Raw genomic sequence first — 11,955 nt, 5'->3', positions numbered from 1 at the left:
GGGCCGTCGCTCGGGTTACTTGCCCATGCCGGGGATGCGGCCTTCCCAGTCGGCCGGCCGGCTCCACGGGATCGACGAGTCCTGCTGCGGCGAGGTGCAACCGGCGAGGCCGAGGAAGGCGAGGGCGGCGAGCGCCAGGGCGAGGAGGGCTTTGCGGAGAGTGGGCATGCTCATTTGGCTATTAGGACAAAATCGCCGGGCTGCAACTGTCGTTTCAACGCGGTGGGCAGGACCTGGGCGACGGAGAAACGGGAACGCGCGTCGGAGATTTGAACGCGGGCGACGACGGTGGTTCCGCGGCAGAGCGTCAGCTCATCCCCAATTTCGGCCCCTTGGTCCCGGCCGTAGTCGACGATGACGAAGGCGTCGTTCGGGCCCACGCGGACGACGCGGCCGGCACCGGCAGGCTCGGGCGGTGCGGCGGGGGCGGGGCCGCCGGCGGAGGCTCCGAGAGGGCGCGGGCAAGGAGTTCGGCCAGCTGGGCTTCGAGGGCCGAGATCCGCTCGCGGTAGCCGTCGATCTCCGTGGGAGAGACGGAGACGGCGGTGGTGGACGGCTCCGCGGCGTGGTGCAACGCAGCCTGAGAAAGCGGGAGGGCCGACGGCGGCGGGGCGGATCCGGCGACGAGCGTCGTCTCAGGTGCGACCACGGTGGCGACGGTGGCGCGGGAAGGCGGCACGGGTGAGGCTTCGGCGTCCTTGATCCGCTGGCGGAGGGACTCGATCGCGGCGAGCAGCGTCACCTCGCGCTGCTGGCGCTCGGTGAGCGAGGAGCGCGCGGCGTCCAGCTCGCGGTTGACCTGGGAGAACTTGCTCTCCGTGGCGGTGGTGCGGGTCTTGGCGTGGCCGAGCTGGGTGTCCAGCTCGGCGGCCTGGGCCGTGATCTGCCGGGTGCGTTCCCGCTCGCGGGCGGCCTCGGCGCGGGCTTGCGCGAGGTCGCGTCCGAGCGCGGCGGCGCGGGCGGCGTGCTGCTCCGACTGGCGCTGGAAGTGGACGGTGCCGATCGCGCCGGCAACCACCAGCACCGCCATCATCCCGAGGAGCAGGCGGGTGGGCATGGATTACGCGCCCGCGGCGTAGGTGCTCTCGAACCACGGCTTCTTCGCCGTCTTGGCGATGCCGTTGCCGGGGTTGGCAGCGAGGTGTTCGAGGACCTTGAAGATCAGCTCGGCCTTGGCCTTCTCGCCGATCATCTCGGCCAGGGCGTCGACCGTGAAGGCCTGGCCGGGGGCGGCCTGGAGCGCGGCGACGATCTTGCCGCGGAGGGCGATGACGGCGGTGGCGGCCTTCTTGCCCGCCTCGACGCCGGGCTGGTGGTAGGCGTTGATGCCGACGAGCGAGGCGTAGAGGCCGACCGCGCGCTCGTAGAGGGCGATGAGCAGGCCGAGGGTCTTCGGCGAGACGTCGGCGACGGTCACGGTGATCGAGTGGCGGTCCTTCTCGGAGAGCGCGTCGCGCGTGCCGAGGTAAAAACCCTGCAGGTAGTCGCCGCTGGTGACGCCGCCGGCCTCGACTTCGAGCGCGGTGCCGCTGCGGTCCTTCAGCACCTCGATGAAGGTGACGAAGAAGTTGCTCACGCCCTCGCGGAGCTGCTGGACGTAGGCGTGCTGGTCGGTGGAGCCCTTGTTGCCGTAGACGGCGATGCCCTGGTTGACGACGTTGCCGGCGAGGTCGAATTCCTTGCCGAGCGATTCCATCACGAGTTGCTGGAGGTAGCGGGAGAAGAGCAGCAGGCGGTCCTTGTAGGGGAGCACGACCATGTCCTTGGCGCCCTTGCCGTCGGTGGCCCAATACCACGTCAGCGCGAGGAGCGCGGCGGGATTGTCGCGGAGCTTCGGCTTGCGCGTGAGCTCGTCCATCGCGGCGGCGCCGGCGAGCATCTGGTCGATCTTGATGCCCTGGAGTGCGGCCGGCAGGAGGCCGACGGCGCTGAGCTCGGAGGTGCGGCCGCCGACCCAGTCCCACATGGGGAAGCGCGCGAGCCAGCCTTCCTTATGCGCGATCTGGTCGAGCTTCGAGCCTTCGCCGGTGACGGCGACGAAGTGTTTCGGGTAATCGAGGCCGGCCGCCTTGAAGGCCGCGGCGGCCTCGAGCATGCCGTTGCGCGTCTCGACGGTGCCGCCGGACTTGGAGATGACGACCACGAGCGTCTGCTTCAGGCGCGAGCCGAGTTCGGCGAGGACGTAGTCCATGCCGTCGGGATCGGTGTTGTCGAAGAACGTGACGCGCATCTTGTCGCGGCGGCCGTTCGGGCGGCCGAGGGCGTGGTTGACCAGCTGCGGGCCCAGGGCGGAGCCGCCGATGCCGACGACGAGGAGGTCCTTGAACTTGCCGCCGGAGGGCGGGGCGATGTCGCCGGCATGGACGGCGGCGACGAACTCCTTGATCGCGTCGACGGTGCGGACGATGGCGTCCTTCAGCTCGGGTGTGGGCGCGAGCTCGGCGTTGCGCAGCCAGTAGTGGCCGACCATGCGGTTCTCGTCGGGGTTGGCGATGGCGCCCTGCTCGAGGGCGGCCATGTCGGCGAAGGCCTTGGCGAGGCGCGGGGCCATCGCGTCGAGGTAGCCGTCGGGGAACGGCATCCGGGAGATGTCGAGGCCGAAGCCGAGCTTCGGTGCGTGAAAGTAGAGTGACTTGAAGCGGTCCCAGCTCATGAGGGTTCCAGAGGTAGTCGCGGGCGGGCAGGGCGGCTAGCCGGAAAAGCGTCACAGGCGGCCGAGGTGTGTCAGCAATTCGGGATTGTCAGCCCGCGCGGGGCGACCCTCACTCGGAGGCAACAATGGCCTTCGATCTCAAACGCGTTTTGAAAGTGATGCTGTTCGCCTCGAACGGACCGCTCGCGGTGAAAGACATCCAGACCGCCTTCACGCGGTTCCACGAGCAGGCGGAGAGCCTGCCCTTCGAGGGTGAGCCTGAGGCCGAGGCCGCGCCGGCGACGGAGGGCGAAGGCGCGCCCGCCGCGGAGGCGGAGGCGGCCGCGCCGGCCGAGACCCCGGCTGCGGAGGCCGCCGAGGCCGTGGTGCCGCCGGCGGAGGAGGACGAGGTTTACCGCGACGTGCCGTCGCTCATCACGACCGCGCAGATCCGCGAGGCGATGGAGGAGATTTCCCGGGAACTGCAGGCCGGCAACAGCGAGGTGCTGCTGGTGGAGAGCCACAGCGGCTGGCGCCTGGTGACGCACCCGCGCTACGCCCGCTGGGTGCGGCTCCTCCGCAACGAACCGCCGCCGGTCCGCCTCACGGCGTCGGCGATCGAGACCCTCGCGGTCATCGCGTATCGCCAGCCGACGACGCGCGCCGAGATCGAGCAGATTCGCGGCGTGTCGGCCGAGGCCGGCCTGGCCAAGCTGCTCGAACGCGACCTGATCTACGTCGTGGGCCGCGCCGACCTGCCGGGACGGCCGACGCAGTTCGGCACCACCGACGCGTTCCTCGAGTTCGTCGGCATCAAGTCGCTCGACGAGCTGCCCGCCTCCGACGTGCTGTCGCCCCGCCAGATCGACGCGTGGCTGAACACTTCCAACAATCCGCGCCCGGCGAGCGACGGCGACATGGGCCTCGACGAGACACAGCCGAGCCAGATGACGCTCGACCAGGCCCCGGTGGTGGCCGCCGATGGCGGCGGCGAAGCCCCGGCGGCCGAGGAACCGAAGGTCGAGGGATGAGCGCGGCGCGCATTCGGGTCGGCGTCATCGGAGCCGGCGCGAACACGCGCGCGAAACACCTGCCGCTGCTGCGGGCGATCCCCGGCGTCGAGATCGTCGCGGTGGCCAACCGTTCGCGCGATTCGGGCGAGCGCGTGGCGCAGGAGTTCGGCATCCCGCGGGTCGCCGCCGACTGGCGGGAGATCGTGGGCTCCGGCGAGATCGACGCGGTCGTGATCGGCACCTGGCCCTACCTGCACGCCGAGCTCTCCATCGCGGCGTTGCGCGCGGGCAAGCATGTCCTGACGGAGGCGCGCATGGCACGGGACTTCGCCGAGGCGCAGGCGATGCTGGCGGAGTCCCGCCGGCATCCGCACCTGGTCGCGCAGATCGTGCCGGCGCCGTTCTCGCTGCCGTTCGACGCGACCGTGATCGATTGGCTGGAAAACGGGAAACTCGGCGCGGTGCGCGAGGTGCACGCGACCTTCACCCACGGGGCGTTGGCGAATCCGGCGGCGCCGTTCAGCTGGCGGCAGGATTTCGCGCTGAGCGGTAAGAACACGCTCTTCCTCGGGATTTTCTACGAGATGGTGCGGCGCTGGCTCGGACGCGACCCCGAGAGCGTCGTCGCCGACGCGGCGGTGTTCACGCCCGTGCGCCGGGACGAGCACGGCGTGGCGCACGACGTGAAGATTCCGGAGAGCGTGACGGTGTCCGGCCGCTACGCCGACGGTGCGCGACTCGTCATGCACCTGAGCGGCGTCGAGACGAGCGCGCCGCGGAACGAGATCCGCGTGAACGGCAGCGAGGGTGCGGTGCGCGCGGATTTCGCGGCCGGCGAGCTGTGGTTCGCGGCGCGCGGGCAGCCGGAGCAGCGGGTGGCGATCGAGCCGGCGCGGCGCGGGGAATGGCGCGTGGAGGCCGACTTCGTGGACAGCATCCGCGAGGGGAAACCGGTCCGGCTGACGGATTTCGCGAGCGGCGGGCGCTACATGGCGTTCACGGACGCCGTGTGGGAGTCGTGGAGCCGCGGCGGGACGCGGACGACCTTGCCGGAATAGGAATTCCGCCCGGCATGTCGCGGCCCGCCGGGCGCGCGGTGCGATTGCCGCCGCTTCTCAGGCGCCGGTCACCGCGGGTTTGGGCGCGTAACCGAGCAGCTGGCGGGACTTGATCACGGCGGCGACACGCGCGGGGACGAGGGTTTCCCAGGCCGGATCGCCTTCCTTGATCATGCGCAGCACGTCGCGGGAGAAGATCGCGAGGTAGGCCTCGTTGAAGCCGTTGATCGAGTCGATGGCGTTGTTCTCGAGCAGGTGGCGGTAGAGGTAGCGCAGGTGGTGCGCGACGTGGACGTTCTTCGCGGTGATGAGCTCGCTCGGCGCGGTGCCGGCGCATTCCTGCGGCGCGGTGCCGGCGGTGACGAGCCGGGCGGAAGCCCCGGCGCGCATCGGGTAGACGTAGAGCTTCACGGCGTGGCGGAACATGCGGCCCATCGACTCGAGGATGCCGCCCTCGAGGTGCTCGTAATACTTCTCGTTGAAGATCTCGAGGAGCGTGTTGATGCCGAGCGCGATCCCGATCATCTCCTTCGTGTAGCGGCGGAAGTAGGTGGAGAGGCGGTAGAACTCGGAGTAGTTCGAGATCAGGACGGTGAAGCCGATGTGGCCGAGCATGTCGACCCGCGAGAGGAAGTCCGCGATGTCGAGCTCACCGTCGGCGAGGAGATTGTTCATCGTGATCTCCATGAGCACGACGATGTCCTTGCCCTTGACGGTCGGCTCCTGGAGAAACTGCGCGGTGGCGCAGTTGAGCATGTCGACGTTGACGTGGGTGACGGGGCGGAAGCTGCCGCGCTCGACGAGCACAGGGCGGTTGTAGAAGGCCTCGGAGGGCTGCAGCATCTCGCCGCCGGGGGAGAAGAGCACGGCGTTGGTCAGGCCGTGTTTCACCAGGTAGAGCGCGAGCAGGCGGTTGTCGACGTGGCGGAAGGCCGGGCCGGTGAGCTTCAGCATGTCGACCTCGATGCGATCCGTGCCGAGGTTGTCGGCGAGGGAGGTGATGAGCTGCTCTGGGTCGTCGAGGTAGTAGAAGGCGGCGTAGATGAGGTTGGTGCCGACGATGCCGAGCGCCTCCTGCTGGAGGACGTTCTTTTTGTCCCACATGCGCACGTGGATCATGATCTCGCTCGGCTCGGCGAGCGGTTCGTGCTGGAAGCGGATGCCCAGCCAGCCGTGGCCGTCGGCGACCTTGGCGGACTTGGCGGCGACGGTGTTGGCGAAGACGAAGAAGCGCGTGCGGTCGCCGCGCTTGTCGGAGAGGCGCTCCTTGAGCAGGGCGTATTCGTGGTGCAGCATCGTCTGCAGGCGCTCGCGCGAGACGTAGCGCGGGGCCTTGCCGTAGATGGCGTCGCTGAAGGTCATGTCGTAGGCCGACATGGTCTTGGCGATCGAGCCGGAGGCGCTGCCAGCCTGGAAGAACACGCGGGCGACCTCCTGACCGGCGCCGATCTCGGCGATCGTGCCATAGCGCGTGCCGTCGAGATTGATCGTCAGCGCCTTTCGGTTCGTGGTGAGGAGTTCTTTCTTCTCGCTGCTCATGGGGGACGGCCAAGGTATGACACGGGCCCGCCGGCACAAGGGAAAGAATGACGGCGGGCGCGGGACGGGGCCCGCCGCTGGTGGAGCGACGCGTCCGCTCGTCCCAGTTGATTGCCTGAGAACGCTTTTCGCTGGCGAGGGCGGACGCGTGGTCTAGCTTCGCGAGCATGAAGAACTTCTTCACGGCATTTTTCGCGACGCTGACGGCGTTGCTGGTCTTCTGCTTCGGCGCGGTTGTGGTGTTTTTCATCTTCGTCGGCGTGCTCGCGTCGATGGGCGAGAAGAAGGTGAGCGTGGAGCACGGCTCGTATCTGGTGCTCGACCTGTCGGCGAACATCCAGGACTCGCCCGAGCAGATGGAAGGGCTGGAGAAATTCGCCGAGGCCTTCGGCGGACACGCGGCGCGCAATCTCCAGCTGCGGCAGGTCACGCGCTCGCTCCAGGCGGCGGCGGCGGACCCGGACATCGCGGGCGTCTTCGTGCGCGGGCAGATCGCGGCGGCGAACTACGGCTCGGGTTTTGCGGCGCTGCGCGAGGTGCGCGAGGCGCTGGCGGATTTCCGCAAGTCGGGCAAGCCAGTGAAGGCCTACCTCAGCTACGCGGGCACCCGCGACTACTATGTGGCCTCGGTGGCGAACCAGATCACCCTCGATCCCTACGGCGCGGTGATGATGCCCGGCCTCGCTTCGCAGCCGATGTTCTTTGCCGGAGCCTTTGAGAAATTCGGCATCGGCGTGCAGGTGACGCGGGTGGGCAAATACAAGTCCGCGGTCGAGCCTTTCACGCGCAAGGACATGAGTCCCGAGAACCGCGCGCAGACTCAGAAGCTGCTCGACGACGTCTGGACGGACCTCGTCGGCGCGATCGAGCACAGCCGCGGCCTCGCCGCCGGCACGGTGCAGAAGGCGGTCGACAGCGAGGGCATCCTGCGGGGCCCGGCCGCGCTCGCGGCGAAGCTGGTCGACCGCGTGGCGTATTGGGACGTGGTGCTCGAGGACCTGAAGGCTGACACCGGCCGCAAGGGGGACGCGAGACGTTCAAGCAGGTCGCGCTGAAGGACTATGCCAAGCTCGTGAGCGGCGACGGCCTCGTGGCGCGCCGCACCGACGCGGGCAAGGTCGAGCTCGGCGGCAAGGGCAAGCTCGCGATCGTCTATGCCGAAGGCACGATCGTCGACGGCGACGGCAACGACGAGCACACGGTTTACGGCGACAAGGTCGCCCGTCAGCTCCGCCAGCTCCGGCTCGACGACAGCGTGAAGGCCGTTGTGCTGCGCGTGAACAGCCCCGGCGGCAGCGCGTCCGCCTCGGAAGTCATCCAGCGCGAGGTGCGCCTCACGCGGGAGAAGAAGCCGGTCATCGTGTCGATGGGTTCGCTCGCGGCGTCCGGCGGCTATTGGATTTCGACCTACGGCGACCACATCTTCGCGGAGCCGTCGACGATCACGGGATCGATCGGCGTGTTCGGCATGTTCCCCAACGTCCAGGGGCTCGCGAACGACAAGCTCGGCCTGACTTTCGACACGGTGAAGACGGGCAAATTCGCCGACGCGGCCACGATCGTGCGCCCGAAGACCGACGAGGAGCTGGCGCTCTTCCAGCGCATGGTCGACTGGATCTACGAGGAGTTCACCGGCAAGGTCGCCGAGTCGCGCAAGCTCGACCTCGCCAAGGTGCGCGAGATCGCGCAGGGCCGGGTGTGGTCCGGCACCGAGGGCAAGGCGCTCGGGCTGGTCGACGAGATCGGCGGCCTGCAGGACGCGATCAAATACGCTGCGCAGAAGGCGAACCTGGGCGACAAGTTCCGGGTCGTCGAGTTGCCGCGCAAGAAGCAGTTTGCCGAGGCGCTGTCGGAGGCGCTGAACGAGCACCGGCGCGAGCAGGCGGTGAAGGGGCCGTTCGGGGTGTTCATCCAGCAGGCGACGGCGGAACTGCAGGAGCTCACGCGCTACAACGACCCGCAGGGCATCTATGCGCGCCTGCCGTTCAACCTGAACCTGCAGTGACGCGCGCCCGCGCGTCCGCGGGCCCGACAGCGCTGTTGCGCTGAGCGGGAGGTCGTGCATGGTCGGGAGCGCATGAACGAAGTGCACACGCTCCTCCGCGACACGCCGGCGACGGTCATCCCCGCTGGCGACAAGATCACGCTGCCGTCGGGCCTGAACGTCTTCATCACGCAGACGCTCGGCGGCAACGTCACGGTGCGCACGGAGCAGGGGCTTTTCCGCATTGCCCGCGAGCACGCGGACGCCATCGGCGGCTTCACCGCGCCGGCGGCGGCGGCGCCCGCGCCCGTCGCGGGCGAGTTCAGCGAACAGGCGGTGTGGGACACGCTCAAGACCTGCTTCGACCCGGAAATCCCGGTGAACATCGTCGATCTCGGACTGGTTTACGACCTGGCGGTGGAGAAGACGGCGACCGGCGGCCACAGCGTGGAGGTGAAGATGACGCTGACGGCGCCCGGATGCGGCATGGGCCCGGTGATCGCGGAGGATGCGCGCGCGAAGATCGCCGCGCTGCCGACGGTGGAAGCGGCGAAGGTGCACATCGTCTGGGATCCGCAGTGGACGCCGCAGATGATCTCGGACGTCGGGCGCAAGACGCTCGGGCTGGAGTGACATGAGCGGCGTGCGATTCGGTCACGTCAACCTGGTCGCGGCGGACTGGCGCCGGCTGGCGCGGTTCTACCAGGAGGTGTTCGGCTGCGTGCCGACCGGTCCGGAGCGGGACTTGCACGGCGACGCGCTCGAGCGCGGCACGGCGCTGAAGGGCGCGCGCTTGCGCGGGGCGCATCTGCGCCTGCCCGGGCACGGCGAGAACGGGCCGACGCTGGAGATATTTTCCTACGACGAGAACGCGCCCGGCCTGCCGGCGACGCCGAATCGCGTGGGGTTCGGCCATATCGCGTTCGCGGTGCCCGACGTGGAGGCGGCGAGGCAGGCGGTGCTTGCGGGCGGCGGCTCGCCGCACGGCGAGGTGGTCACGACGGCGGCGGGCGCGCGGCGCGTGACCTGGGCCTACATGCGCGATCCCGAGGGCAATCTCGTGGAGTTGCAGGCGTGGGACGCGTGAGCGTCACGCCGTGATCGTGTCGAGCGAGCAGCTCGCGTTCGGGGTCTCGCAGTTCGGGCGGGCGATGACGCCGGCGAAGGGTTCGTCGGCGAACGGGCGGTCGGGCTCGGCGAGCAGGTGGCGGTCGCAGACGGCGAAGAGCTCGGCCTCGTTCATGGCGCGGCGCATGTCGTGGAGGAAGGCGCCCTGCGGATCGACGGACTGGCCGACGAAGTTGAGATATTTCTTCATCTTCGCGACGTGGGCCGCCTCGGGGATGTCGGGCTGCTGCGTCTCGCGGTAGAGGTGCGCGATGTAGCCGTGGACGTCGCGGAGGGTGGGAGCGAAGGGCGTCTGCCCGGCGAGGCGCTCGCGCGTCTGGCGGAAGATCCACGGATTGCGGATGGCGTGGCGGCCGATCATCACGCCGGCGGCGCCGGTCTCGGCGAGCACGGCCGCGGCGCGGGCGGCGGAGGTGACGTTGCCGTTGGCGAGCACGGGACAGGGCACGGTGCGCGCGGCTTCAGCAATGAAATCGTAGTGCACGTCGCTGCGGTAGCCTTCCTTGACGGTGCGGCCGTGGACGCTGAGGAGGTCGACGCGGTGCCGGGCCACGAGGTCGAGGACGCGGCGGTAGTTGTCCGTCGAGTCGAAGCCGATGCGCATCTTCACCGTGAACAGGCCGGGCACGCTGTCGCGGAGGGCGCCGAGGAGCTCGTCGATCTTCGCCGGGTCGCGGAGGAGGCCGCCGCCGACGTTCTTCTTGTAGATCTTCGGGGCGGGGCAGCCCATGTTCAGGTCGATGCCGGCGACGGGGAGCTTGATCAGCTCGCGGACCGTGCGGACCATGTGGCTGATCTCCTCGCCGATGAGCTGGGCGAAGACGGGGCGTCCGGTCTGGTTCTCGGTGATGGAACGAACGATGTGCTTCTCCGGGCGCGACTGGGCGTGGACGCGGAAGAACTCGGTGAAGAAGTAGTCGGGCGCGCCGTAGTGCGCCATCAGGCGCATGAAGGGCAGGTCGGTGACGTCCTGCATCGGGGCCAGCGCGGTGAGCGGCTGGCCGGGGACGATCGGCGCCGGCAGGGGCGGGCGGCTGACGCGGGAAGCGTCGCCGTCGTGAGGCGTGGACGCGGCGGGAGTCATGCGCGGAGTCGGGCGGAAACGGCCTACTGGTCCTCCTCGCCGGACTGCTCTTCCTTCTGCTGCTTGAGGACGCGCTCGAGGATCTCGGTCATGTCCTCGACGGCGTCGAACACGCGCTGGGAGACGAAAATCGGGCGCTTCTGCTGGAGCGCGAGCACCATCGAGTCGCTCGGGCGCGAGTCGAGCTCGAGGATCTTGCGGCCGAGCTCGTTCTGCATCGTGAGGATGATGCGGGCGAAGTAGGTGCCCTCGTTGACGTCGTTGATGAGGACGCGCTCGAGGCTGATGCCGAAGCCGAGGAAGAGGTGCCCGATGAGGTCGTGCGTGAGCGGGCGCTCCTTCTTGACGTTGTTGATCGTCATCGAAATCGCGCTGCCGACGCTCGGGTCGACGTAGATGACGAAGGTCTTCTCGTCGTTGCCGAGGAACACGGCGCAGCCGTTGGCCGTGGGCATCAGGCCTTTGATTCCGACTTCGACGACATCACTCATGAGCGCGAATGTGCGCGCGGGCCGGCAAAGTGCAAGAGCGGCGAGGGTGTCGGCCGGTCCCCGCGGCCGGGGGCGATCAGAATCCGTAGAGCGAGATGCCCCAGGTCTTCGCCTGGGCGAGGACGGCGGGCTTGTCGAGGACGATGACCTTGCCCGCCTCGAGGGCGGCGGCGGCGAGGCCAGCCTCGCGCATGGTCTCGAGGGTGCGCAGGCCGAAGACGGGGACGTCGAAGCGGAAGTCCTGTTTTTCCTTCACGACCTTCACGAAGAGCGTCTCGTCGGTCTTGAAAGTGCCGGCGCGCCGCAGCATCTCGTCCGTGCCCTCGAAGGCCTCGACCGCGAGCACGGTGCCCTTGCGGACGACGCAGCCCTGGCCGATGTCGAGGCGGGCGATCTCGCGGGCGATGTGGATGCCGTGGTCGAGGTATTCGCGGTCGACGGGAAGCTTCTTGCCCGTCATCGGGCCGACGTGAGCCAGGTGGGCGTCGATGAAGGCGCGGGCGTCGAGGAGGGTGAGGCCGAGCTTCTCGATCTCCGCGGCGATGGCGCCGAAGATGGTCTCGGCGTTGCGGCGCTTGAGCGAGAAGAGGATTTGCGCGGCCTTCAGGTCGGGCGTGAGGCCGTGGAAGAGGCGCTTGGGCTTCACCTGGCCCGCCATGATCGCGTAGCCGGCGCCGAAGTCGCGGAGGGCGCCGAGCATTTTGCCCAGCTGGCCGGCGTTGACCTCGATGCGCTCGGCGGCCGGCACGCTGTGGAACAGCTCCGGCATGGTTTCCTCCTCGATCGCGATCAGGCGCAGGGGCACGCCGGCGGCGCGGATGGCGTTGGCCGTGAACAGCGGATAATGGCCGCGGCCGGCGATCAGCGCGACCGGGCGGCGGGCATCGAAGTTCGGCGGCAGGAAGGCGGAGAGCACGGCGGCAGAGTGGGCGAGGGCGAAGGGGGACGAAAGCGGGAAGTTGCGGGCGTGTCGCCAAAGAAAAAAGCCGCGTCTCGCGACGCGGCTTCGCAGGCAAAGAAAGGGGG

13 protein-coding genes are annotated in these 11,955 nt (G+C 69.0%); 6 read left to right on the top strand and 7 right to left on the bottom strand.

Annotation, left to right across the window (positions count from 1 at the left end; translation table 11 throughout):
- Positions 1-15: 15 nt before the first annotated feature.
- The 3 genes from ACMYLB_RS14360 to ACMYLB_RS14350 all read right to left on the bottom strand — a co-directional run bounded on the left by ACMYLB_RS14360 (position 16) and on the right by ACMYLB_RS14350 (position 2,653).
- A complete protein-coding gene (locus tag ACMYLB_RS14360) occupies positions 16-174 on the bottom strand; it encodes a hypothetical protein (RefSeq protein ID WP_415907658.1) in 159 nt (52 codons plus the stop codon).
- 133 nt (positions 175-307) lie between these two features.
- A complete protein-coding gene (locus tag ACMYLB_RS14355) occupies positions 308-1,057 on the bottom strand; it encodes a hypothetical protein (RefSeq protein ID WP_415907657.1) in 750 nt (249 codons plus the stop codon).
- 3 nt (positions 1,058-1,060) lie between these two features.
- Positions 1,061-2,653, bottom strand: a complete 1,593-nt coding sequence (locus ACMYLB_RS14350; protein ID WP_415907656.1) for a glucose-6-phosphate isomerase — start codon at positions 2,651-2,653, stop codon at positions 1,061-1,063.
- Between the two features lie 125 nt (positions 2,654-2,778).
- Between ACMYLB_RS14350 and scpB the strand changes: the two genes are divergently transcribed.
- Together scpB and ACMYLB_RS14340 are read left to right on the top strand one after the other, a co-directional pair.
- Positions 2,779-3,663 (top strand): SMC-Scp complex subunit ScpB, encoded by an 885-nt coding sequence (scpB, locus tag ACMYLB_RS14345; protein WP_415907655.1) that lies wholly within the window; start codon positions 2,779-2,781, stop codon positions 3,661-3,663.
- A complete protein-coding gene (locus tag ACMYLB_RS14340; protein ID WP_415907654.1) occupies positions 3,660-4,703 on the top strand; it encodes a Gfo/Idh/MocA family protein in 1,044 nt (347 codons plus the stop codon). Before scpB ends, ACMYLB_RS14340 begins: the two co-directional genes overlap by 4 nt.
- A gap of 57 nt (positions 4,704-4,760) precedes the next feature.
- Here ACMYLB_RS14340 and ACMYLB_RS14335 read toward each other — a convergent pair whose 3' ends face one another.
- A complete protein-coding gene (locus ACMYLB_RS14335) occupies positions 4,761-6,242 on the bottom strand; it encodes a TonB-dependent receptor (protein ID WP_415907653.1) in 1,482 nt (493 codons plus the stop codon).
- A 167-nt stretch (positions 6,243-6,409) separates the two neighbouring features.
- Between ACMYLB_RS14335 and ACMYLB_RS14330 the strand changes: the two genes are divergently transcribed.
- From ACMYLB_RS14330 to ACMYLB_RS14315, 4 genes are all read left to right on the top strand, one after another.
- Positions 6,410-7,297, top strand: coding sequence for a S49 family peptidase (locus tag ACMYLB_RS14330; protein WP_415907652.1), 888 nt, complete (start codon positions 6,410-6,412; stop codon positions 7,295-7,297).
- A gap of 17 nt (positions 7,298-7,314) precedes the next feature.
- Positions 7,315-8,247 (top strand): signal peptide peptidase SppA, encoded by a 933-nt coding sequence (gene sppA, locus ACMYLB_RS14325; protein ID WP_415907651.1) that lies wholly within the window; start codon positions 7,315-7,317, stop codon positions 8,245-8,247.
- 72 nt (positions 8,248-8,319) lie between these two features.
- Complete coding sequence (gene sufT, locus ACMYLB_RS14320; protein ID WP_415907650.1) at positions 8,320-8,859, top strand: putative Fe-S cluster assembly protein SufT; 540 nt, start codon at positions 8,320-8,322, stop codon at positions 8,857-8,859.
- A gap of 1 nt (position 8,860) precedes the next feature.
- Entirely contained in the window at positions 8,861-9,313 is a 453-nt protein-coding gene (locus ACMYLB_RS14315; protein WP_415907649.1) for a VOC family protein, read from the top strand.
- Positions 9,314-9,316: 3 nt separating this feature from the next.
- Here ACMYLB_RS14315 and ACMYLB_RS14310 read toward each other — a convergent pair whose 3' ends face one another.
- From ACMYLB_RS14310 to ACMYLB_RS14300, 3 genes are all read right to left on the bottom strand, one after another.
- A complete protein-coding gene (locus ACMYLB_RS14310) occupies positions 9,317-10,438 on the bottom strand; it encodes a tRNA dihydrouridine synthase (protein ID WP_415907648.1) in 1,122 nt (373 codons plus the stop codon).
- Between the two features lie 23 nt (positions 10,439-10,461).
- Positions 10,462-10,929, bottom strand: coding sequence for a bifunctional nuclease family protein (locus ACMYLB_RS14305; RefSeq protein WP_415907647.1), 468 nt, complete (start codon positions 10,927-10,929; stop codon positions 10,462-10,464).
- A gap of 76 nt (positions 10,930-11,005) precedes the next feature.
- Complete coding sequence (locus tag ACMYLB_RS14300) at positions 11,006-11,845, bottom strand: LpxI family protein (RefSeq protein WP_415907646.1); 840 nt, start codon at positions 11,843-11,845, stop codon at positions 11,006-11,008.
- Positions 11,846-11,955: the final 110 nt, after the last annotated feature.

It is taken from the genome of Oleiharenicola sp. Vm1 (assembly GCF_047777955.1).
In the GTDB taxonomy this organism is placed as follows: Bacteria; Verrucomicrobiota; Verrucomicrobiia; order Opitutales; family Opitutaceae; genus Didemnitutus.
This window is presented reverse-complemented; position numbering and strand designations above follow the sequence as displayed.

What these genes read in the sequence shown, in the direction of transcription:
- ACMYLB_RS14360 (WP_415907658.1), bottom strand. Translation starts at nt 174, where the DNA reads ATGAGCATGCCCACTCTCCGCAAAGCCCTCCTCGCCCTGGCGCTCGCC.
- ACMYLB_RS14355 (WP_415907657.1), bottom strand. Translation starts at nt 1,057, where the DNA reads ATGCCCACCCGCCTGCTCCTCGGGATGATGGCGGTGCTGGTGGTTGCC.
- ACMYLB_RS14350 (WP_415907656.1), bottom strand. Translation starts at nt 2,653, where the DNA reads ATGAGCTGGGACCGCTTCAAGTCACTCTACTTTCACGCACCGAAGCTC.
- scpB (WP_415907655.1), top strand. Translation starts at nt 2,779, where the DNA reads ATGGCCTTCGATCTCAAACGCGTTTTGAAAGTGATGCTGTTCGCCTCG.
- ACMYLB_RS14340 (WP_415907654.1), top strand. Translation starts at nt 3,660, where the DNA reads ATGAGCGCGGCGCGCATTCGGGTCGGCGTCATCGGAGCCGGCGCGAAC.
- ACMYLB_RS14335 (WP_415907653.1), bottom strand. Translation starts at nt 6,242, where the DNA reads ATGAGCAGCGAGAAGAAAGAACTCCTCACCACGAACCGAAAGGCGCTG.
- ACMYLB_RS14330 (WP_415907652.1), top strand. Translation starts at nt 6,410, where the DNA reads ATGAAGAACTTCTTCACGGCATTTTTCGCGACGCTGACGGCGTTGCTG.
- sufT (WP_415907650.1), top strand. Translation starts at nt 8,320, where the DNA reads ATGAACGAAGTGCACACGCTCCTCCGCGACACGCCGGCGACGGTCATC.
- ACMYLB_RS14315 (WP_415907649.1), top strand. Translation starts at nt 8,861, where the DNA reads ATGAGCGGCGTGCGATTCGGTCACGTCAACCTGGTCGCGGCGGACTGG.
- ACMYLB_RS14310 (WP_415907648.1), bottom strand. Translation starts at nt 10,438, where the DNA reads ATGACTCCCGCCGCGTCCACGCCTCACGACGGCGACGCTTCCCGCGTC.
- ACMYLB_RS14305 (WP_415907647.1), bottom strand. Translation starts at nt 10,929, where the DNA reads ATGAGTGATGTCGTCGAAGTCGGAATCAAAGGCCTGATGCCCACGGCC.